Source organism: Corynebacterium sp., assembly GCF_052107835.1.
Taxonomy (GTDB): domain Bacteria; phylum Actinomycetota; class Actinomycetes; order Mycobacteriales; family Mycobacteriaceae; genus Corynebacterium.
On sequence record NZ_JBQEDF010000004.1, the window covers coordinates 48,970 to 69,629 of the forward strand.

General features: G+C 69.7%; 15 protein-coding genes. 2 read left to right on the plus strand and 13 right to left on the minus strand.

Annotated features, from left to right (window positions below):
• Positions 1-46: 46 nt before the first annotated feature.
• The 13 genes from tpiA to rpe form a co-directional block, all read right to left on the minus strand.
• Positions 47-829, minus strand: coding sequence for a triose-phosphate isomerase (tpiA, locus tag ACTIL2_RS01755; protein ID WP_442335725.1), 783 nt, complete (start codon positions 827-829; stop codon positions 47-49).
• Positions 830-854: 25 nt separating this feature from the next.
• A complete protein-coding gene (locus tag ACTIL2_RS01760; RefSeq protein WP_442335726.1) occupies positions 855-2,066 on the minus strand; it encodes a phosphoglycerate kinase in 1,212 nt (403 codons plus the stop codon).
• Positions 2,067-2,180: 114 nt separating this feature from the next.
• Positions 2,181-3,188 (minus strand): type I glyceraldehyde-3-phosphate dehydrogenase, encoded by a 1,008-nt coding sequence (gene gap, locus ACTIL2_RS01765; RefSeq protein ID WP_442335727.1) that lies wholly within the window; start codon positions 3,186-3,188, stop codon positions 2,181-2,183.
• A 100-nt stretch (positions 3,189-3,288) separates the two neighbouring features.
• The gene (gene whiA, locus ACTIL2_RS01770) at positions 3,289-4,278 is read right to left on the minus strand and encodes a DNA-binding protein WhiA (protein WP_442335728.1); all 990 of its coding nucleotides are present in this window, start codon (positions 4,276-4,278) and stop codon (positions 3,289-3,291) included.
• A 44-nt stretch (positions 4,279-4,322) separates the two neighbouring features.
• A complete protein-coding gene (locus tag ACTIL2_RS01775; RefSeq protein ID WP_442335729.1) occupies positions 4,323-5,327 on the minus strand; it encodes a gluconeogenesis factor YvcK family protein in 1,005 nt (334 codons plus the stop codon).
• On the minus strand, positions 5,324-6,244 hold the full coding sequence (rapZ, locus tag ACTIL2_RS01780) for an RNase adapter RapZ (protein ID WP_442335730.1): 921 nt from the start codon (positions 6,242-6,244) through the stop codon (positions 5,324-5,326). Before rapZ ends, ACTIL2_RS01775 begins: the two co-directional genes overlap by 4 nt.
• A gap of 9 nt (positions 6,245-6,253) precedes the next feature.
• Complete coding sequence (gene uvrC / locus ACTIL2_RS01785; protein ID WP_442335731.1) at positions 6,254-8,305, minus strand: excinuclease ABC subunit UvrC; 2,052 nt, start codon at positions 8,303-8,305, stop codon at positions 6,254-6,256.
• Positions 8,306-8,317: 12 nt separating this feature from the next.
• Positions 8,318-8,833: a PH domain-containing protein gene (locus ACTIL2_RS01790; RefSeq protein ID WP_442335732.1), complete on the minus strand. Its 516-nt coding sequence runs from the start codon at positions 8,831-8,833 to the stop codon at positions 8,318-8,320.
• A 48-nt stretch (positions 8,834-8,881) separates the two neighbouring features.
• Positions 8,882-9,364: a 6,7-dimethyl-8-ribityllumazine synthase gene (gene ribH / locus ACTIL2_RS01795; protein WP_442335733.1), complete on the minus strand. Its 483-nt coding sequence runs from the start codon at positions 9,362-9,364 to the stop codon at positions 8,882-8,884.
• Between the two features lie 19 nt (positions 9,365-9,383).
• Positions 9,384-10,637: a bifunctional 3,4-dihydroxy-2-butanone-4-phosphate synthase/GTP cyclohydrolase II gene (locus ACTIL2_RS01800; protein WP_442335734.1), complete on the minus strand. Its 1,254-nt coding sequence runs from the start codon at positions 10,635-10,637 to the stop codon at positions 9,384-9,386.
• Positions 10,634-11,266 carry a riboflavin synthase gene (locus ACTIL2_RS01805; RefSeq protein ID WP_442335735.1) on the minus strand — a complete coding sequence of 211 codons (633 nt, stop codon included), beginning with the start codon at positions 11,264-11,266 and terminating at the stop codon, positions 10,634-10,636. The genes ACTIL2_RS01800 and ACTIL2_RS01805 overlap by 4 nt, the downstream gene beginning before the upstream one ends.
• Before the next feature lie 88 nt (positions 11,267-11,354).
• On the minus strand, positions 11,355-12,377 hold the full coding sequence (gene ribD / locus ACTIL2_RS01810; RefSeq protein ID WP_442335736.1) for a bifunctional diaminohydroxyphosphoribosylaminopyrimidine deaminase/5-amino-6-(5-phosphoribosylamino)uracil reductase RibD: 1,023 nt from the start codon (positions 12,375-12,377) through the stop codon (positions 11,355-11,357).
• A complete protein-coding gene (rpe, locus tag ACTIL2_RS01815; protein WP_442335737.1) occupies positions 12,377-13,048 on the minus strand; it encodes a ribulose-phosphate 3-epimerase in 672 nt (223 codons plus the stop codon). The genes ribD and rpe overlap by 1 nt, the downstream gene beginning before the upstream one ends.
• 223 nt (positions 13,049-13,271) lie before the next feature.
• Here rpe and ACTIL2_RS01820 point away from each other — a divergent pair, with 223 nt between their 5' ends.
• Positions 13,272-18,836 (plus strand): glutamate synthase-related protein, encoded by a 5,565-nt coding sequence (locus ACTIL2_RS01820; protein ID WP_442335738.1) that lies wholly within the window; start codon positions 13,272-13,274, stop codon positions 18,834-18,836.
• Positions 18,833-20,602 carry a diflavin oxidoreductase gene (locus ACTIL2_RS01825; protein WP_442335739.1) on the plus strand — a complete coding sequence of 590 codons (1,770 nt, stop codon included), beginning with the start codon at positions 18,833-18,835 and terminating at the stop codon, positions 20,600-20,602. Before ACTIL2_RS01820 ends, ACTIL2_RS01825 begins: the two co-directional genes overlap by 4 nt.
• The last annotated feature ends 58 nt before the right edge of the window (positions 20,603-20,660 follow it).

Here is a 20,660-nt window from a genome sequence, read left to right on the forward strand (position 1 = left end):
TGCTGGGCGTCTCGTTCAGCGGAGCTGTCATGGCACCATTGTGCCCTCAGCCGGCCGCCTTTGCAGCGGCAGCGCACAGACGTGCGAAGTCCTCGCCGTCCAGGCTCGCCCCGCCGACCAGGCCGCCGTCCACGTCGGGCTGGCCGACGATCTCGGCGACGGAGTCGGTCTTGACCGAGCCCCCGTAGAGGATCCGGACGGCATCGGCGGTCCCGGCGTCCGCGAGCTCGGCGAGCAGTCCGCGGATGGCGGCGCAGACTTCCTGGGCGTCCCCGGCGGAGGCGACCTTGCCGGTGCCGATGGCCCAGACGGGCTCGTAGGCGATGACGACATTGGCCAGGTCGGCGGCACTGAGGCCGTTCAGGGACTCGCGGGTCTGGGAGACGACGTAGTCGACGTGCCCACCGGCCTCACGAACCTCGAGTGGCTCACCGACGCACACGATCGGCGACACACCGGAGCCGAGGGCGGCCTTCGCCTTGGCGGCGACGGTGGCGTTGTCCTCGGCGTGGTACTGGCGGCGCTCGGAGTGTCCGATGACGGCCCACGTGCAGCCGAGCTTGGCGAGCATGTCGGCGGAGACCTCACCGGTGTAGGCGCCGGAGGCGTGCGCGGAGACATCCTGCGCGCCGTAGGTCAGCGGGATCTTCTCGCCGTCGATGACGGTCTGCACGCTGCGGATGTCGGTGAACGGTGGGATGAAGGCGACGTCCACGTGCTCGTAGTAGTCCTTCGGCAGTGCGAACGTGAACTTCTGGACGACCTGGATGGCCTCCAGGTGGTTCAGGTTCATCTTCCAGTTGCCGGCGATCAAGGGGGTGCGGGTCATGGGGTTACGCTCCTGGTTGTCGGTGTCAGTTCTCGAGGACCTGGATGCCGGGCAGTTCCTTGCCCTCGAGGAACTCGAGGGAGGCGCCGCCGCCGGTGGAGATGTGGCTGAAGCCGTCCTCGTCCAGGCCGAGCGTGCGCACGGCCGCGGCGGAGTCCCCGCCCCCGACCACGGAGAATGCGCCGGCGGACGTCGCGGAGATGATGGACTCCGCCACTCCCCTGGTCCCCCCGGCGAAGGCCGGGAACTCGAAGACGCCCATCGGGCCGTTCCAGAACACGGTCTTCGCCGCGGCGAGGGCCCCGGCGAAGGACGCGACAGCGTCCGGTCCGATGTCCAGGCCCATCTGGTCGTCCGGGATCGCGTCCGCGGCGACGGTGGTCGCGGGGGCGTCGGCGGCGAAGGCGGGTGCCACGACCACGTCGGACGGCAGTGCGATCACGTCGCCGAACCGTTCGAGCAGGTCGCGGCAGGTGTCGATCATGTCCTCCTGCAGCAGCGAGCTGCCGACGGAGTGGCCCCGGGCGGCGAGGAAGGTGAAGCACATGCCGCCACCGATGATCAGCCTGTCGACCTTCGGGGCCAGCGCCTCGATCACCCCGAGCTTGTCGGAGACCTTCGAGCCGCCGAGCACCACGACGTAGGGCTTGGCGGGGTCCTCGGAGACCTTCTTCAGGACCTCGAGTTCGGATTGGACGAGGCCGCCGGCGTAGTGCGGCAGCAGGGACGCGACGTCGTACACCGAGGCCTGGCGCCGGTGGACCACGCCGAATCCGTCGGAGACGAAGGCTCCGTCGTCACCGGTGAGGGCGGCGAGCTCCGCGGCGAAAGCGGCCCGCTCGGCATCGTCCTTCGAGGTCTCACGGGAATCGTAGCGGACGTTCTCCACCAGCAGGATGTCGCCGTCGTTGAGGCCGTTGGCGCGCTCGTGCGCGTCCTCCCCGGTGACGTCGGCGGCCAGCGGGACCCACTGGTCGAGCCGCTCGGCGAGGGCCTCGGCGACCGGTGCCAGGGAGAACTCCGGATCGGCCTGACCCTTGGGACGGCCGAGGTGGGCGGTGACGATGACGCGGGCGCCGGCGTCAATCAGGCGGCGCAGGGTGGGGACCGAGGCGTCGATGCGGCCCGGGTCGGTGATGTCGCCCCCGTTGAGCGGGACGTTCAGGTCGGCGCGGACGAGGACGTGCCGGCCTTCGACCCCGTCGGCGATGAGGTCGTCAATGGTCTTGACGGACATGGGTTCACTCCTGTGGTTCATGGAAGCTGTACGACGGCGGGCCGGCGTATGCCGACCCGCCGTGGGGTGTGTGGCCGGGTACGGGGGACCCGGCCGGACGAAGCGTGCGGAGGTCTAGATACGCTCGCCGACGTAGGCGGTCAGGTCGACCAGGCGACGGGAGTAGCCCCACTCGTTGTCGTACCAGGACACGACCTTGACCTGGTTGCCGATCACCTTGGTCAGACCCGAGTCGAAGATCGAGGAGTGGGAGTCACCGACGATGTCGGTGGAGACCAGCGGCTCGTCGTCGGAGTAGGACAGGATTCCCTTGAGCTCGCCCTCGGCGTGCTTCTTCAGCGCGGCGTTGACGGACTCCACGGTCACCTCGGAGTTGGCCTCGAAGGTCAGGTCGGTGACCGAACCGGTGGGCACGGGGACGCGCAGGGCGTAGCCGTCGAGCTTGCCCTTGAGCTGCGGCAGCACCAGGGACACGGCCTTCGCCGCACCGGTGGAGGTCGGGACGATGTTGAGGGCTGCGGCGCGGGCACGGCGCAGGTCCTTGTGCGGGGCGTCGTGCAGGCGCTGGTCGCCGGTGTAGGCGTGGATGGTGGTCATCAGGCCGCGGGCGATGCCGAACTCCTCGTCGAGCACCTTCGCCAGCGGCGCCAGGCAGTTGGTGGTGCAGGACGCGTTGGAGATGATGTTGTGGCTCGCCGGGTCGTAGTCGGTGTGGTTGACACCGACGACGAAGGTGGCGTCCTCGTTCTTCGCCGGGGCGGAGATGATGACCTTCTTGGCACCGGCGTCCAGGTGTGCCTTCGCGGCGGTGGCGTCGGTGAAGAACCCGGTGGACTCGATGACGATGTCCACGTCCAGCTCGCCCCACTTCAGGTTCTGCGGGTCCCGCTCGGCGGAGACGACCAGACGCTTGCCGTCGACGGTGATGGACTCGTCGTCGTAGGACACCTCGGCGTCGAGACGGCCCAGGATGGAGTCGTACTTCAGCAGGTTGGCGAGGGTCTTGTTGTCGGTGAGATCGTTGAAGGCGACGACCTCCAGATCCGCTCCGCTCTCGCGGAGAGCGCGGAAGAAGTTGCGGCCGATGCGGCCGAATCCGTTGATTCCTACACGTACCGTCACTGTGGGGCTCCTGTCTGGAAAGGCTGGTGAGTTGTCGGTTCCCAGGGTACAGGCCGCGAAGGTGCGGGGTGCGGGGATCAACCCGCAGTCGGGGGTGGGGCTATTCGTCGTCGAGGTCGAAGATCTCGTCGGTCACGGCGGCGTGGGTGTCGGGGAGCCCGAGTTCGGCGGCCCGGCGGTCCGCCATGGTCAGCAGACGCCGGATGCGCCCGGCGACGGCGTCCTTTGTCATCGGCGGGTCCGCGAGCTGTCCGAGCTCCTCCAGTGACGCCTGGCGGTGCTGGACGCGCAGCGTCCCGGCCTGCACCAGGTGGTCGGGGATGTCGTCGGCGAGGATCTCGAGGGCACGGGCGACGCGGGCGGCGGCGACGACGGCCGCGCGGGCCGAACGGCGCAGGTTGGCGTCGTCGAAGTTGGCGAGCCGGTTGGCGGTCGCACGGACCTCGCGGCGCATCCGCTGCTCCTCCCACACCAGGCGTGTGCGCTGGGCCCCCATCCTGGTAAGCAGGTCACCGATGGTCTCACCGTCCCGGATGATCACCCGCATCACTCCGCGCGTCTCCTTGGTCTTGGCGGTGACACCGATGCGACGGGCCGCGCCGACCAGCGCCAGGGCCGCCTCGTTGCCCGGCGTGGTGACCTCCAGCGCACAGGAGCGGCCGGGCTCGGTCAGTGAACCGTGCGCCAGGAAGGCGCCACGCCAGGCGGCCACGCACTGGTCCACGGTCCCCCCGATGATGAACGGGGGAAGCCCGCGCACCGGACGGCCCGCACGGTCGATCAGGCCCGTGCGGCGGGCGAGGTCCGTACCGCCCTCCGCCCAGCGCAGGACGTAACGTGCGCCGCTGTTCAGGTTCCCCGCACCCACGACCTGCAGTTCCGCTGTCAGGTCGAAGAGTTCATCGACCGCCTGGGACACCCGGCGTGCGGTCACCCCGCTGTCGACCTCCGCCTCGACGACGATGCGCCCGGCAACCAGGTGCAGCCCGGCGCTGTAGCGCAGCAGGCCCGCCAGTTCGGCGGTCATGACATCGGGCCGGGTCACCGTGACCCGGGCCAGTTCGTCCTTCACCTCAGACGTCAGTGCCACTGTGCGTGGTGCCCCTTTCTACGGATTGGATGCGGACTCCAAGATCATACCGCCCCGGGCTCGCCGGGCGTACCGTCCGGCCACGAGGACACCTCGCGCAGGACCGAGGACAGCTTCGCCGCGGAGTGGCGGTCGGTCCACCGTCCCCGGTCATCGTCCTCGCGGACGTCCCGGTAGATCACCGTGGCGCCCAGCCGTGCGGCGGCGCGTTCGAGGTGGCGCCGCTCGTTGCTCGGCAGCGAGATGGACGTGTCGACGACGACGATGTCCATCGTCAGTGACGGACAGTGCTGCAGCAGCATGTGGATGTGACGCTCCATCGAGAACCCGCTGGTCTCACCGGGTTCGGCGACCAGGTTCATGATCACCACCCGGGTTGCGGCGGTGTCGGCGAGCGCCTCGACGATCCCCGGCATCAGCAGGTGCGGGATCACCGAGGAGAACCACGATCCGGGGCCCAGGGTGACCAGGTCGGCGTCGAGGATGGCCTGGACCGCCTCGGGAGACGCCTCGGGGTTCGGCGGGATCAACCGCACCCGGCGGACCTGGCCGAGGGTCGAGGCGACCGCGACCTGCCCGCGCACGGCGTTGACCTCGCGCGGGTCGTCGCCGAGTCCCTGGACCTCGGCCTCCAGGTCCAGTGCCTCCGGTGACATCGGCAGCACACGTCCGCTGATCCCCAGCAGTTCGCCGAGCTCGTCGAGCGCTTCGATGCTCGACCCCATGACCTCCGTCAGACCCGTGAGGACGAGATTGCCCACGGCGTGGCCGGCGAGCGCGCCGTGCCCGGAGAAACGGTGCTGCAGCGTCTCCTCCCACAGGTGGCCCCGCGGGGTGTCGCGCACCAGGGCAGCCAGGGCCATGCGAAGGTCCCCGGGCGGCAGCGACCCGAGCTCCCGGCGCATCCGCCCCGAGCTCCCCCCGTCGTCGGCAACCGTGACCACGGCGGTGACGTAGTCTGCCGCCGCGCGCGCGGAGCGCAGAGTGGCGAACAGGCCATGGCCGCCTCCCAGGGAGGTGATCCTGTCCAGTGGCTGGTACCCGCTCACGCCATCCCCTTCGTGTCGAGGTGGTCCGCGTGCGCGGGCACCAGGTCGCGGTGGACGGTTCGCACGTCGAGGTCGGGGGTGCCGCGCAACCGCTCGGCGACCGCCTCCACCATCGCCGGGCTGCGGTGCTGGCCGCCGGTGCACCCCACCGCCAGAGTGATGAAGTGCTTGCCCTCCCTGCGGTACCCGGGAAGGGCGGTGGTCACGATCCGGTCGATCGCGTCCAGGTACTCCGTGGCCTCCGGCCGCGACAGGACGAAGTCGGCGACGGCCCGGTCCAGGCCGCTGAAGTCCCTGAGCTCCGGATCCCAGTAGGGGTTGGGCAGGAAGCGGGCGTCCAGCAGGATGTCCACGTCCTTCGGGGTGCCGTTCTTGAAGCCGAAGGACTGCACGGTGATGTGCTCACGGCGGTCGCTGAGCGCGGCGAAGTACTCCTCCAGGGCCCGGCGCAGGTCGTGGACGCTGGTGCCGGTGGTGTCAAGGACGATGTCGGCCCGCTGCCGTATCCCGCCGAGCATCTCGCGTTCGCGGTCGATGCCCGCCTGCAGCGTCTCGTCCCCCTGCAGCGGGTGGATCCGGCGGACCTGTCCGTAACGCCTGATCAGGGTGCGGTCGTCCGCGTCGAGGTAGAGCACCACGGGACGGCGTCCCGTGTCGTGCAGGGTGGACAGCACCTCCGTCAGGGAGCCGACGAAGTCGCGGGAGCGTACGTCGGTGACCACCGCCAGGCGCTCCACCGGGGAGTCGGACTCGAAACTGAGCTCGACCATGCGCATGATCAGTTCGGGGGGCAGGTTGTCGGCGACGTACCAGCCCATCTCCTCGAGGACCGTCGCCGCCTCCTTGCGGCCCGCCCCCGACATCCCGGTGATGAGGACGAGGGAGGCCTCCTGCTGCTGATCCGATCGCGTGTCCATGCCACGATCCTAGCCGGAACCGTTGTTCCCCGGCCCCGACAGTGCCTCCATGACCGACTCCGCCAGTGAGCGTCCGAAGCCGGGCAGTTCAGTGATGCCGTCCACCCCGGCCTCGCGGACCCTGGCCACCGACCCGAAGGCCTTCACCAGCTGCGAGCGGCGCTTGGGCCCCAGCCCCCGGACCTCGTCGAGGGCGGACCTGGTCATCCGGCGTCCGCGGCTCGCCCGGTGGAAGGTGATGGCGAAGCGGTGGGCCTCGTCACGGATCTGCTGGATCAGGTACAGGGCCTGGGAGTTGCGGGGCAGGATCACCGGGTAGTCGTCACCCGGGATCCAGAGCTCCTCGAGGCGCTTCGCCACCCCGACCAGGGTCACGTCGGTGACCCCGAGCTCGTCGAGGACCTGCTGTGCCGCGTTGACCTGGGGCTTCCCGCCGTCGACGATGAACAACTGCGGTGGGTAGGCGAACTTCCTGGACCCGGCCTCGACCTTCTCCGCGGTCGCCTCGCCCTCGAGGAGGTCCCCGCCGTCGTCACCCTCGGGGACGGCGAGACGGTCCTGGCCGTGGCGTTTGAAGCGGCGGCGGACGACCTCGGCGATCGATGCCACGTCGTCGGAGTGCCCGTCGCCGGCCGCCTCACGGATCCGGTAGCGCCGGTAGTCCGACTTGCGCGGCAGGCCGTCCTCGAAGACCACCAGGCTGGCGACGACGTCGGTGCCCTGGATGTGGGAGATGTCGGTGCATTCGATGCGCAGTGGCGAGTCCTCCATCCACAACGCCTCCTGCAGGTCGTTCAGCGCCGCGGACCGGGTGGTCAGGTCGCCCGCCCGGGCGACCTTGTGCTGCTTCAGCGCCTGGTCGGCGTTGGTTGTCGCGGTCTCCATCAGCGCACGCTTGTCGCCGCGCTGCGGCACCCGGACGGTCACCTTCCCGCCGCGCAGGCTCTCGAGCCACCCGGTGAGCTGGGCGTGGTCACCGGGCAGCACGGGGACCAGGATCTCCCGTGGCACGGGTTCCAGGGTGGTCGTGGCGTCCCCCGGTGCACGGGAGTTGCCGCCGACCGCCGATTCTGTGGCGTCCGCCAGTGACGCGGTGTCGCCGTAGAACTGGGTGAGGAAGTCCTCCAGCAGGATGGCGGTGTCGGCACTGTCGCCGTCACCGGCACTGTCCTCGCTCGAGGCCTTCTTCTCGACGACCCACCCGCGCTGGCCGCGGATGCGTCCACCACGGACGTGGAAGATCTGGACCGCTGCCTCGAGTTCGTCGCTGGCCACGGCGATGAGGTCGGCGTCGGTGGAGTCGGAGAACACCACCGCCTGTTTCTCCATCGCCTTCTCCATCGCCCCGATCTGGTCGCGGAGCGAGGCGGCCCGCTCGAAGTCCAGGTTCTCCGAGGCGTCCTGCATCTCCCCGCGCACCTCCCGGAGGACCCGGTCGGTGTTGCCGCCGGCGAGGAAGGAGCAGAAACTGTCCACCAGTTCCATGTGCTCCGACGGCGAGACACGTCCGACGCACGGCGCCGAACAGCGGTCGATGTAGCCCAGCAGGCAGGGACGCCCCAGCTGCTCGTGCCTGCGGTAGACGCCGGTGGAGCACGAGCGCACGGGGAAGACGCGCGTCAGGGACTCCAGGGTCTCCCGGATCGCCCAGGCCTTGGGGTACGGGCCGAAGTAGCGGACCCCCCTCTTCCGCGGCCCGCGGTACAGGAACACCCGCGGGAACTGCTCCTTCACGCTCACCGCGAGCATGGGGTAGGTTTTGTCGTCCCGGTACATCACGTTGAACCGGGGGGCGAACTTCTTGATCCAGGTGTACTCGAGGTTCAGCGCCTCGATCTCGCTGCCGACCACCGTCCACTGGACGTGGTCGGCGGTGTGGACCATGGTCCGGATCCGTGGCTCGAGGTGCGCCGGGTCCTGGAAGTAGTTCGACAGCCGGCTGCGCAGGTTCTTCGCCTTGCCCACGTAGAGCACGCGGTCGTCGGCGTCCCGGAAGGTGTAGACGCCGGGGCTGGTGGGGATTGCACCGGTAGCGGGGCGGTAGGACGCGGGATCAGCCATGGTGGGGCCTGCCTACTCGTCGGGCATGTAGCGGTCCTCGAGCACGCGGAAGTCCTCCACCTTCGTGGCGATGGTGGACTTGTCTGCGACCTGGAAGGCCATCATGGGGACGAACTCGAAGTCCGGGAGTTCCAGCCGCGCCCAGCGTGCCTTGCGGGGGAAGGACAGCCCGTGGATGATGTTCCAGCGGTAGAACTGGGCGCCGAGGACATTGCGGACCTCAACACCCTCCTCGTTGACCCGGACCCGTGGACGCAGCAGGGAGAGGACCGCGAGCGCGAAGATTGCGCCGAGTCCGATGAACGCCCACTGGTCGACGGTGCTGACCGTCGCGCCCGTGTCCCCCACCCCGGACACGAAGGCCATGAAGACGTGCACCGCCATGACCACCACGGCTCCGATGCAGGCCCAGGTCGTCAGGAACGGGGATTTCACGGTCAACCGCCACTCGGCCGCACGGGGGTCGGACGGGGCGTCCGCACCTGATGCTGCGGCGGGTGCGCTGGTCACCGGTTCAGAACTGCTCACAGCACACCAGACTACCCCGCGTACCCGGTGACGATAAAAATGGTGGTGTCAGCTGCGCGCGCGGATGTCCCTGAGGACCAGCAGGCTGTGCAGCGCCGCCCGTGCGGCGTCCGCGCCCTTGTCCTCGACCGACCCCGGCGCACCGGAGCGGTCAACGGCCTGTGCGTGGTCCTCCACGGTGAGCACGCCGTTGCCCACGGGCTTCCCGGAGTCGAGGGACACCCGGGTCAGCCCGTAGGTCACGGCGTCGCAGACGTAGTCGAAGTGGGCGGTCGCCCCACGGATCACGCAGCCGTTCGCGACGACCGCGTCGAAGCTCCTTGCCGCCTCGGCGGCGACAACGGGCAATTCCACCGCCCCGGCGACCCGCCACTGCCCCACCAGGACGCCGACCGAGGTCAGTGCGTCGACGGCGTGCTCGTGCAGCAGGTCGGTGATCTCCGGGTTCCAGGACGCGGTGATCACGGCGATGCGCAGGCCCTCGCCGGCCCCGGGGCCGATCGTGAGGTCGGCCAATCCCTCGGCTGGCATGGTGGTCCTCCTGTGGGGTCTAGGTGGTCAGGGAGTCGAGCTGGTGCCCCATGCGGTCACGCTTGGTCCGCAGGTAGGCCTCGTTCTCCGGGTTGGACGGCAGTTCGACGGGGACGCGGCGGGTCACCGGTATCCCGTGGCGCTCCAGGTCGAGGCGCTTCTCGGGGTTGTTCGACAGCAGTGCCACGGAACTGACGCCCAGGTCACGGAGGATCTGCGCGGCCGCACTGTACTCGCGGGAGTCGACGGGCAGCCCCTGGGCGGTGTTCGCGTCGACGGTGTCGAGGCCCTCGTCCTGCAGGTTGTAGGCGCGCAGCTTCGGCACCAGGCCGATCCCCCGGCCCTCCTGGCCCCGGAGGTAGACCAGGACGCCCCGTCCGGCGTCGTTGATGAGGTCCAGGGAGGTGGAGAGCTGTTCACCGCAGTCGCAGCGCAGGGAGCCGAAGATGTCGCCGGTGAGGCATTCGGAGTGCACCCGGACCAGGACGTCCTCCCCGCCGTCGGCGGCGACGTCCCCGGCGACCAGCGCGACGTGCTCGACCCCGTCGACGATGCCGCTGTAGCCCACGGCGTGGAAGTCGCCGTGGGTGGTCGGCAGCCGGGATTCGACGCTGCGGGTCACGACCGGGGTGTGGACGCGCCGCCACTCGGCGAGCTGTTCGATGGAGATCAGGGAGAGCCCGTGCTCGTCGCAGAAGCGGCGCAGTTCCGGCAGACGTGCCATACCGGTCGGGTCGTCCTCGGAGACGACCTCGCACAACACGCCCGCCGGACGCAGTCCCGCCGCGCGGGCCAGGTCCACCGAGGCTTCGGTGTGGCCGCCGCGCTGCAGGACCCCGTTCCTCCTCGCCCGCAGGGGGACGACGTGGCCCGGACGGTGGAAGGAGTCGCGGGTCGACGCCGGGTCGGCGAGCAGTCGCAGGGTGTGGGCGCGGTCGTGGGCGCTGATGCCGGTGGTGATGCCCTCGGCGGCGTCGACGGTGACGGTGTAGGCGGTCCCGCGGACGTCTTCGTTGCGGGCGACCATCGGGGGCAGGCCGAGGCGGTCGGCCTCCCCGTCGGGAAGGGCCGCGCAGATGTAACCGGAGGAGTGCTTCACGGTGAAGGCGACGATCTCCGGGGTGGCCTTCTCGGCGGCGAAGATGATGTCGCCCTCGTTCTCCCGGTCCTCGTCGTCGACCACGACGACGGGCTTTCCGGCGGCGATGTCGGTGATGGCGTCCTCGACCGGGTCCAGCAGCGACGTCCGGCGGTAGGTGTCCTCGGCGGTCACCGGGCCTCCTCCTGGTTGATGGTGGTGCTGTCCGCGGCGGTGAGCCGCTCGACGTACTTCGCGAGCACGTCGCACTCGATGTTGACGTGTGCACCGGGCTCCAGGTCGCCGAGCATGGTCTCCGAGAGGGTGGTGGGGATCAGCGACACCTCGAACCAGGCGTCCTGCGGTGGGCCCACCTCGGACACGGTCAGGGAGGTGCCGTTGACCGCCACGCTGCCCTTCTTCGCAACGTAGCGTGCCAGCGCCGGGTCGTCCAGCGTGAAGCGGAGGATCTCCCAGTCGCTCCCCGGGGTACGCGAGGTGACGGTGGCGGTGCCGTCGACGTGGCCCTGGACGATGTGGCCGCCCAACCGCCCGCCGGCCGGGGTCGCGCGTTCCAGGTTCACGCGGCTGCCCTCGCCGGTCTCCCCGAGCGCCGTGTAGTCCAGGGACACCTTCATCACGTCGGCCCAGAAGCCGGCGCCGTCGAACCCGGTGACGGTGAGGCAGATCCCGTTGACGGCGATGGATGCGCCGTGGACGGCATCGGTGACCACGTCCGTGCAGGTCACTCTGATGCGTGCGGCGTCCGCGGTGCGCTCGACGGCACCGATGGTGCCGACCTCCTCAACGATTCCGGTGAACATGGGTGTTGAGTCTAGGCGACAGTGCCCCGCGGGAGGGCTTTCGGGTGGCATTGATGAAAATATCACTGTCCGGGACGGGGACCCGGGCTCAACCCGGGTCACGCACGGCGACCGTGAGAACGTCGCCGCCGAGGAGCTCCACCGACCGCATGGTGAGGCGTTGGATGCCGTCCATGGTTGTCCCGGTCTGCGGTGACGGCGACACCGTCGGGAGCCCGGCCCCCAGCAGGGCGGGAGCGGTGTAACTGTGCACCGCGTCCACCAGCCCGGCGGCGACGAACGAGGCGGCGAGCCGCGGCCCACCCTCGACGAGGACGTCGACGATCCCCCGGTTCCACAGTTCAGCGAGAACCGAATCCAGGTCGTGGGTCCGCAGGTGCAGTGCCGGGAGGATGGCGGCGTCCTCCGGAAGAGCCGCGTCACCCACCACCACACGCAGCGGCTGGTGACCGTGGAGCGACCCGTCCGGCCGCCGCGCCGTCAACCGCGGATCGTCGACCGCCACGGTGCCGGTGCCGACGATGATGGCGTCCCGCCGCGCCCGGTCGGCGTGGACATGTGCGCGGGCGTCAGCGCCGGTGATCCACTGACTCGTGCCGTCGGTGGCGGCGGCGAAACCGTCCATCGTGGCCGCGTACTTGAGGGTGACGTGCGGACGCCCGAGCCGCTGCGCGGCGAGCCACGGTTCCACGCTGAACGGCGGGACACCGGTGCGCTCCGCCCCGGCCCCCAGCAGTGGGCCGGTGACCTCCACTCCCCTGGCCCGCAGGTGGGCAGCCCCGCCCCCCGCCTTCTCCCCCGGGTCGGCGAAGACGAACACGACGCGGGCGATGCCGGCGGCCAGCAGGGCCGTGGTGCACGGGCCGGTGCGTCCGGTGTGGTTGCACGGTTCCAGGGTGACCACCGCGGTGCCGCCCCGCGCCCGCTCCCCCGCCTGATCCAGGGCATTGACCTCGGCGTGCGGGCCGCCGACCGGACTTGTGCCCCCGGTGCCGACGACCGTGCCGGACGCATCGAGGACCACCGCGCCCACCGGCGGGTTCGTGCCGGTCGTCCCCTTCACCGCGTGACCGGCGGCATCGGCGGCCCGTACCGCGTCCTCGAGGTTCATCACCGCACTGCCCCCGAGGCGAGGGTCCGCAGTTCGTCGATCCTGGCCTCCGGCCCGTCCGCCCCGAACACGCTGGATCCGGCGACGTAGACGTCGACGCCGGCGGCGGCGCTGTCCCCGATCGTGTCCGGGCCGATCCCGCCGTCGATCTCGACGAGGGTGTCGAGCCCGTCCGCGTCGATGCGCGAGCGGAGGGCACGGACCTTGTCGAGCACCTCCGGCATGAAGGACTGTCCGCCGAACCCGGGTTCCACGCTCATCACCAGGACCACGTCGAAATCCGCCAGGTGGTCCAGCAGCGGCTCCACCGGGGTGCCCGGCTTGATGCTGACCCCTGCCCGGGTTCCGGCGTCCCGCAGTACCCCGGCGAGCGCGACGGCCGCGTCCACGTCCGCGACCGCCTCCAGGTGGAAGGTGACGTTGCCGAAGGCCGCGTAATCCGGCGCCCAACGGGCAGGGTCCTCGATCATCAGGTGGACGTCGAGGAACTTGTCGGAGATGCCCCGGACAGCGTCCGCCACCGGGAGGCCGAAACTGAGGTTGGGGACGAAATGCCCGTCCATCACGTCGATGTGCAGCCAGTCGGCCCCGGGCACCTCCGCGACACTTGTCGTGAGGTCCGCGAAGTCGGCGGCGAGTATGGATGGTGCAATGAGGGGCTGTCGGGTCATGGACCCCATCGTATCGCGGCGGCCGCTCCCGCCCGTGATGTTACGGGTATGTTTCCCCGGTATTTCGGGCCTGTGTAGTCGGGGTATCCGGTTCGCACCGGGTCGGACGATAAGTTAGTCTTGCCTGATCGCAACCCTGCCACACCTGACCCCGCCGTCACGGGCCGCCACAAGCGGCGACGGGCCGGGGACGGGGACGATATCCCGAGGATTCTTCACGCACATGAGTTCGACCTACGGCCTGTACGACCCGGCCGCGGAGCACAGCGCCTGCGGTGTCGGCTTCCTCACCCGCAAGGACAGCGTCCCGACGCACGACGTCCTCGTCAGGGGCCACAACGCGCTCTGCGCCATCCCCCACCGCGGCGGAATGTCCTCCGAGGGCGTCGGCGACGGCGCCGGGGTCAACATCGACCTGTCAGCGGAGTTCTTCCGTTCCGTCACCGGGCTCCCCCTGGAGGAACGCCTGTTCGGCGTCGCCAACTTCTTCCTGCCCGAGGACGCCACCCACGGGCAGCAGGCCCGTGACCTGATCACCGCGGGCCTGGAGGCCGAGGGCCTCACCGTCGTCCACCTGCGCGAGGTCCCGGTCGACAACAGCGTGCTGCGTCCGGTCGCCGTGGACTACCAGCTGCCCATCGTGCAGTGGATCTTCACCGTCGACGGCATGACCCCCGTCGAGGCGGACCGTGCGGCGAACAATGCCCTGCTGCGCATCGAGGGCGACGCCTACCCGGACCCCGACCTGCGTGGCCTCTACCCCCTCTCCCTGTCCACCAGGACGCAGGTGCTCAAGGGACGGCTCAACGCCGACGAGGTGATCCCCTACTTCCGGGACCTCGTCGACCCGGCGCACAGCGTGCGCACCCTCTACTTCCACACCCGGTTCTCCACCAACACCGAGCCCCACCCGACCATGGCGCAGCCGTTCCGGCTGATGGCCCACAACGGTGAGCTCAACACCGACCGAAAGAACCGGATCAACGACGACGCCTTCGCCGCGGCACGGCACCGGACGATCATCCGCCCTCCCGGCCAGAGCGACTCCAGCCGGCTCGACCAGACCCTGCAGAGCCGGGTCTTCGACGACGGACTCGGCATCGTCGAGGCCGTGGTCACGCTGATGCCCCCGGCGTGGGAGAACGACAGCACCCTGTCGGCACCCGTCCGGGACATGCTCGAGTACTTCTCCCTCTACGAGGAGAAGAACGACGGACCGGCCGCACTGATCTTCAACGACGGCGACGTGGTCGGCGCCCGCCTGGACCGCCTCGGCCTGCGCCCGCTGCGCACCGTGGAGACCGGCGACTACCTGATGGTCTCCTCCGAGGCCGGGCAGCTCGGGGCACCGCACCACGAGGTGATCCGGCGGGGGCGTATCGAGGCCGGCGGCATGCTGTCGCTCGACCACCGCACCGGGCGCATCCGCGGCACCCGCGAGACACTCGAGGACCTCGCCACGGGACGCGACTACGCGCGCCTGCTCGGCGACGCCCGCACCCACATCGAGGACATCCCGGTGACCGGGCTCGACCGGGGAACCTCCACGCTGGGGTACCAGGGTGACCTGACCCTGCCGGGTCGCTACGTGTCCTACTCACTGAACCAGGAGAGCTTCCGGTTCATGATGGACCCGATGCTCGCCCAGGGTGCCGAGCGGATCTCCGCGATGGGCTACGGCAACGCCATCAACGCGCTCAGCGACCAGGAGGGCGGGCTGGCGAAGTACTTCTCCCAGCGGTTCGCCCAGGTCACGAACCCCCCGCTGGACAGCATCCGCGAGGCCGACGGGATGACCTTCCGCGTCGCCCTCGGTGCCAAACCCGACGGGCAGGACACCGGGGACCCGCGCGAGCCCACCCACCAGATCGTGGTGGACTCCCCCATCCTCAGCCACCTCGACATGCTGCGGATCCGGGAGCAGACGGCCGTCCCCGTGAAATACGCGGACCTGCTCTACACCCCCGCCGACGGGGAGGGCGAGAACGCCGCGGCCGTCGTCGACGCCCTCGACCGGCTCTGTGACGCCGTCGCCCGGTTCGCCGACGAGAGGGGCGGCATCGTCGTCCTCACCGACCGCGGCGTGGACTCGGGGCACGCGCCCGTCCCATTGCTGCTGGCCATCGCCGCGGTGAATCAGCGTCTCATCCAGGACGGTCTGCGCATGCGCGTCTCGGTGATCGCCGACTCCGGGCAGCTCCCCAGCTCCCACCACATCGCCTCGGCGCTCGGCTTCGGAGCCGCCGCGGTCTACAGCATCAGTGCCCGGCTGCGCGCCGAGGAGAAGTACCCCAGCCCCGCCGGACCGGCCGGCGAGGAGACCGACACCGACCGCGCGTTCAACAAGTTCCGCAAGGCCGCCCTGAAACAGCTCGGCAAGACCATGGGCCGCGTCGGACTGTGCACGGTGGAGAGCTACATCGGCGGCGAGTTCTTCGAGCCGAACTACCTCGACACCCGCGACCCGCAGCTCGCACGCTGCTTCCCCCATATGGACGCCCCCGTCGGCGGCGTCGGTTTCACCCGCATCGCCCAGGCCTCCTCCGACTGGCACCGGCGGGCGCTGAGCGTGAGCGAATCCGGTGACATTCCCCTGCTCGGCCTGTTCAAGGAACGGTCCGAGGGTGCGGGGCACTCCTTCGGCACCACCGCCGTGCGTGGGTTCACCGGCCTGACCGACGAGAGGATCACCGTCGACACCGGCAGTGCAGGCGACGGCACCGGTGACTCCCCGGTGCCGGGGGACGCCCTCCGCCTGCTGACCCTCGGCCAGCTCGAGGACTCCTACGGGCTGTCGGACGAGGCCTACCAGAACGCCGGTTTCGGTCCGGTGCCCGATGACCGTATCGACGACTTCCGGATCACCCCGGGCTACCGCGACTTCGTGTCCACCACCCGCGCCGAACGGCACCGCCGTCCCTCCGCCCTGCGTGATGTGCTCACACTCCCGGCGGATGTCACGGGCATGCGCACCGCCGGGGACTTCGCCCGCGAGCTGGAACGGTTCTCGCTGTCCGGGAACACCACACTGTGCATCCGCGGTCTGCGGGTGACCGTGTCCGACGGTGGGACCACCATCCGTCTGCTGTGCGACAGCACCACCGACACCGCCGATGACCTGGCCCGGCACGGGGAGTTCGCCGTCTGGCTGCGGTCGGTCATGGGCCGGGACATCCAGGACCTGAGGATCACCCCGACGTCGGTGATCCTGCGGGCCACCGGGCGGGCCGCCGTACTGTTCGCACTGGTCACCGAGGCGCCCCCCGCGCTCCCCCTGGACCGGGTCCAGCCCGCCCACGAGATCACCCGCACGCTGGCCTCCGGTGCGATGAGCCACGGCGCGCTGGTCGCCTCCGCACACGAGGCCGTGGCCCACGGCACGAACATGGTCGGCGGCATGTCGAACTGCGGGGAGGGCGGTGAACACTTCTCCCGCGCCGGCACCATCCGCGGCTCACGCATCAAGCAGTTCGCGTCCGGACGCTTCGGCATCTGGGCCGGCTACCTCGCCGACCCGCAGCTGCAGGAACTGGAGATCAAAATCGGCCAGGGCGCCAAGCCCGGCGAGGGTGGCCAGCTGCCCGCCCCGAAAGTCACCGTGGACATTGCCGCCGCCCGTGGCGGGACCCCGGGGATCGAGCTGGTCTCTCCCCCGCCCCACCACGACACCTACTCCATCGAGGACCTCGCCCAGCTGATCCACGACTGCAAGGCCGCCCGGGTCCGCGTGATCGTGAAGCTGGTGTCCTCCGAGGGCATCGGCACGATCGCCGTGGGCGTGGCCAAGGCCGGTGCGGACGTCATCAACGTCGCCGGCAACACCGGCGGAACCGGTGCGGCGGCGGTCACCAGCCTGAAGTACGCGGGACGCTCCGCGGAGATCGGGGTGGCCGAGGTCCACCAGGCACTGCTGGCCAACGGGTTGCGCGAGAAGGTCGTGCTGCGGTGCTCCGGTGCCCACCAGACCGGGCGCGACGTGCTGGTCTCCGCCCTGCTCGGCGGCGACTCCTTCGAGTTCGGCACGACCGCCCTGATGATGCTGCGCTGCGTGATGGCGAAGAACTGCAACATCAAGTGCCCTGCGGGGCTGACCACCAACGCGGAGGCCTTCAACGGTGACCCGCGCGCCCTGGCACAGTACCTGCTGAACATCGCCCACGATGTCCGCGAACTGCTCGCCCGGTTGGGCCTGACGTCACTGCGCGAGGCCCGCGGACGCAGCGACCTGCTGCACCTGCTGGAACACCCCGCCAGTGTCGGCGACCTGGACATGCGCGACATGCTCGCGATCGTCGAGGAGAAGACCGTGGCTGATCCGGTGTACCTGGAGAAGAACTACGACGTCGACGACGACCTGCTCACCAGCGTCCGGTCCGCCCTCGTCGACGGCGGACAGGCCAGCGTGGAGATCGGTGCAGACGACCCGGTGGAACTGTTCAACTGGAACAAGTCCGTCGGGGGCCAGCTCTCCATCGACATCGAACGGATGCTCAACCACGGGCTGGCCGCCGGCACCGCCGACGCGATGCCGTCCACCCGCCGTGATGACCGTGGACGTGCCTTCCTCGACTCCGACGCCGTGACCGTGCACACCCGCGGCTCCGCCGGGCAGTCCTACGGGGTCTTCTGCAACGACGGCGTCACCCTCACCCACTCCGGCACCGCCAATGACGGGGTCGGCAAGAGCCAGACCGGGGGCACGGTCATCGTGCGCACCCCCGGCGGCGGCTCCCCCGACGCAGGCGAAAACGTCCTGATCGGAAACTTCGCCCTGTTCGGGGCAACCGGAGGGCGCCTGTTCGTCGAGGGTGAGGCCGGTGACCGTTTCGCCGTGCGCAACTCCGGCGCCACCGCCGTGGTAGAGGGCTTCGGCGAGTTCGGTGCCGAGTACATGACCAACGGCACGGTCCTCAACCTCGGCGCCTTCGGCAAGGGCCTCGGCAACGGCATGAGCGGTGGCTTCCTGTACCAGTACGATCCGGAGTCCCGGATCGCCGGCGCGAACAACCCGGTCAGCACCGATTCACTGGTGACCTTCCCCCTCACGGACGCCGAGCCGTTCCATGAGAAGGCCGTGCGGATGCTGCTCGACTGGCACATCGACGCCACCGGGTCACCGCTGGCCATCCGGCTGCGCGCGGACTGGGACACCACCCGGGAGTCCATTGTGTGCTGCATGCCCCGGGCACTGCTGCTGTACCAGGACGCCGACGAGATCCTCGCTGCCGCGTCCCGCCGCGACCTGCTGGACGAACTCGCCACCGCGGTGGCGTCCTCCCGGCTGCGCGACTTCAAGCTGGACTACCGCGACCAGCGCGTGCTACTCGACGGGCGCGCACCTTCGCGGAACGGCGCACCGGACATGTTCTCTCTGCTGGCGTCCTACACCATCCTGACCGCCGCCCGGGAGATCGCGCGTGAGCGGGTGACCGGTGCGGTCGGCGCCGACGACCCCCGCATCGAGGAGACCGTGCGCAACCTGATTCTCACCGAGGACTTCTTCGTGATGCAGAAGGTGGTCCGCTATCTGCGCGACGCACTGGACGCCTTCGCCGACGGGGAACTCGCCGCCCTGATCGCCGCGAAACGTCTCGACGACTACAAGGAGTCCCTGTCACGGCGCAACGTCCGCGGCATCGACGCCCCGGCGACCTACGGATGGATCATGTTCCAGTCCGCCAAGAACGCCGGGCTGATCGACCACGAGGCCTTCGACAGGGCGATCGCCACGGCCTCCCTCGACGACCTCGTCGCCGACTGGCGGGAGACGAAAGGTGTGAACGCATGACCACGATCCCCACCGAAGCCCCGTTCTCCGTCGAGCAGAAGTTGTGGCTGGACGGCTTCTTCGCCGGGATGGACCTGGCCAAGGACCGGTTCCAGGCGCCTGCCGCCACACTGACCGTGGAGGTGCTCTACGGCAGCCAGACCGGGAACTCCTCATTCCTCGCCGACCAGCTGGCCGGGGGTCTGCGCGGCGCCGGACTGGGCGCGAACGTCGCCGAGCTGGACGGGGCCGGGACCGATTCCCTGGCGTCTGCCAGCCACGTCGTGATCATCACCTCGACCTACGGTGAGGGCGAGATGCCCGACAACGCCGAACTGTTCTGGGAGGCCCTGGCCGCCGAGGACATGCCGCGCCTGGAGGAGCTCAGCTACGCCGTGCTGGCCCTGGGCGACTCCGGCTACGACGACTTCTGCCAGGCGGGCAAGGACATCGACATCCGTCTGGAACAGCTCGGCGCCACACGCCTGGTGGCACGCGTCGACTGCGACGTGGACTTCGAGGAACCCGCGGAATCGTGGACGGCGGAGGTCACTGCGGCCCTGGCCGCGCTCGCCCCGGCCGGTGCAGCGGGTGCGGCGTCCCCCGTGCCCGCCTCCTCTCCGCCGGCACGCTCCGCCTGGAACCGCCGCAACCCCTACCCCTCACGACTCACCGTGAACCGCCTTCTGTCGGGTGAGGACAGCGCCAAGGAGATCCGGCACTTCGAGTTCGACCTGGGCGACTCGGGCATCACCTACGCCGCTGGGGATGCCCTGGCGGTCATGCCGGTCAATGACGCGTCACTGGTCGACGGGATCCTCGCGCGTCTGCGACTCGATGCCGACGAGGACGTGGACGGCACGCCCCTTGGTGAGCGACTGCTGCGTGAGTGGGAGATCCGCACCCCGTCGAAGGAACTCATCACCGTTCTCACGGAGGCGGACCCGGACAGTGTGCTGGCTGATGTGGTGCGGCGCGACGACCGGGACGCACTGGACTCCTTCCTGTGGGGACGCGACATCCTGGACCTGCTGGAGGAGTCGCCGGAGGTGACTTTCGCGTCGGACACCCTTGCCGAGGTCATGCGCCCGTTGCAGGCGCGCCAGTACTCGATCTCCTCGAGCCCGTTGGAGAGCCCGGACAGCATCCACCTGACCATCGCGGCAGTGCGCCACAACGGCGCCGGTGTGGACGCCGGTGACCGCGAGCACGGCGGTGTGTGCTCCACCTTCCTCTCGGACCGTCTGGAGTGCGGCGAGCTGGCGGACGACGTTGACTCCGGCGAAACCGTGGGCATCTACCTGCAGCCCAATGCGGCGTTCAGCGTGCCGGAGGATCCGGGGACACCGGTGATCATGGTCGGGCCGGGGACGGGCATCGCGCCATTCCGCGGGTTCCTCCACGAGCGTTCGGAGTCGGGTGCGGCCGGTGCCAACTGGCTGTTCTTCGGTGACCAGCACCGGTCCTCGGACTTCATCTACTCCGATGAGCTGACCGTGATGCAGGACAAAGGGGTACTCACCAAGCTGTCGCTGGCATTCTCCCGCGACCAGGCGGAGAAGGTCTACGTGCAGACGAAGATGCGCGAGGAGGCCGGGGAACTGTTCCGCTGGCTGGAGGACGGCGCCTACTTCTACGTGTGCGGCGACGCGTCGCGTATGGCGAAGGACGTGGAGGACGCGTTGCTGGACGTCATCGCCGGGCAGAGTGGCGTGTCACCGGAGGCGGCGCAGGACTACCTGACGGCGATGAAGAAGGAGAAGCGCTACGTCCGCGATGTGTACTGAGTCTCCGACCCGCTGTGCCGAAGTCGCGACTCAGGGGGACACCGGCACTGGCTCGCGC

Bases quoted from the DNA above. Each gene is read 5' to 3' on its own strand.
- tpiA (WP_442335725.1), bottom strand. From the start codon at position 829: ATGACCCGCACCCCCTTGATCGCCGGCAACTGGAAGATGAACCTGAAC.
- ACTIL2_RS01805 (WP_442335735.1), bottom strand. From the start codon at position 11,266: ATGTTCACCGGAATCGTTGAGGAGGTCGGCACCATCGGTGCCGTCGAG.
- ACTIL2_RS01820 (WP_442335738.1), top strand. From the start codon at position 13,272: ATGAGTTCGACCTACGGCCTGTACGACCCGGCCGCGGAGCACAGCGCC.
- ACTIL2_RS01825 (WP_442335739.1), top strand. From the start codon at position 18,833: ATGACCACGATCCCCACCGAAGCCCCGTTCTCCGTCGAGCAGAAGTTG.
- rpe (WP_442335737.1), bottom strand. From the start codon at position 13,048: ATGACCCGACAGCCCCTCATTGCACCATCCATACTCGCCGCCGACTTC.
- rapZ (WP_442335730.1), bottom strand. From the start codon at position 6,244: ATGGACACGCGATCGGATCAGCAGCAGGAGGCCTCCCTCGTCCTCATC.
- uvrC (WP_442335731.1), bottom strand. From the start codon at position 8,305: ATGGCTGATCCCGCGTCCTACCGCCCCGCTACCGGTGCAATCCCCACC.
- ACTIL2_RS01760 (WP_442335726.1), bottom strand. From the start codon at position 2,066: ATGTCCGTCAAGACCATTGACGACCTCATCGCCGACGGGGTCGAAGGC.
- ribH (WP_442335733.1), bottom strand. From the start codon at position 9,364: ATGCCAGCCGAGGGATTGGCCGACCTCACGATCGGCCCCGGGGCCGGC.
- ribD (WP_442335736.1), bottom strand. From the start codon at position 12,377: ATGAACCTCGAGGACGCGGTACGGGCCGCCGATGCCGCCGGTCACGCG.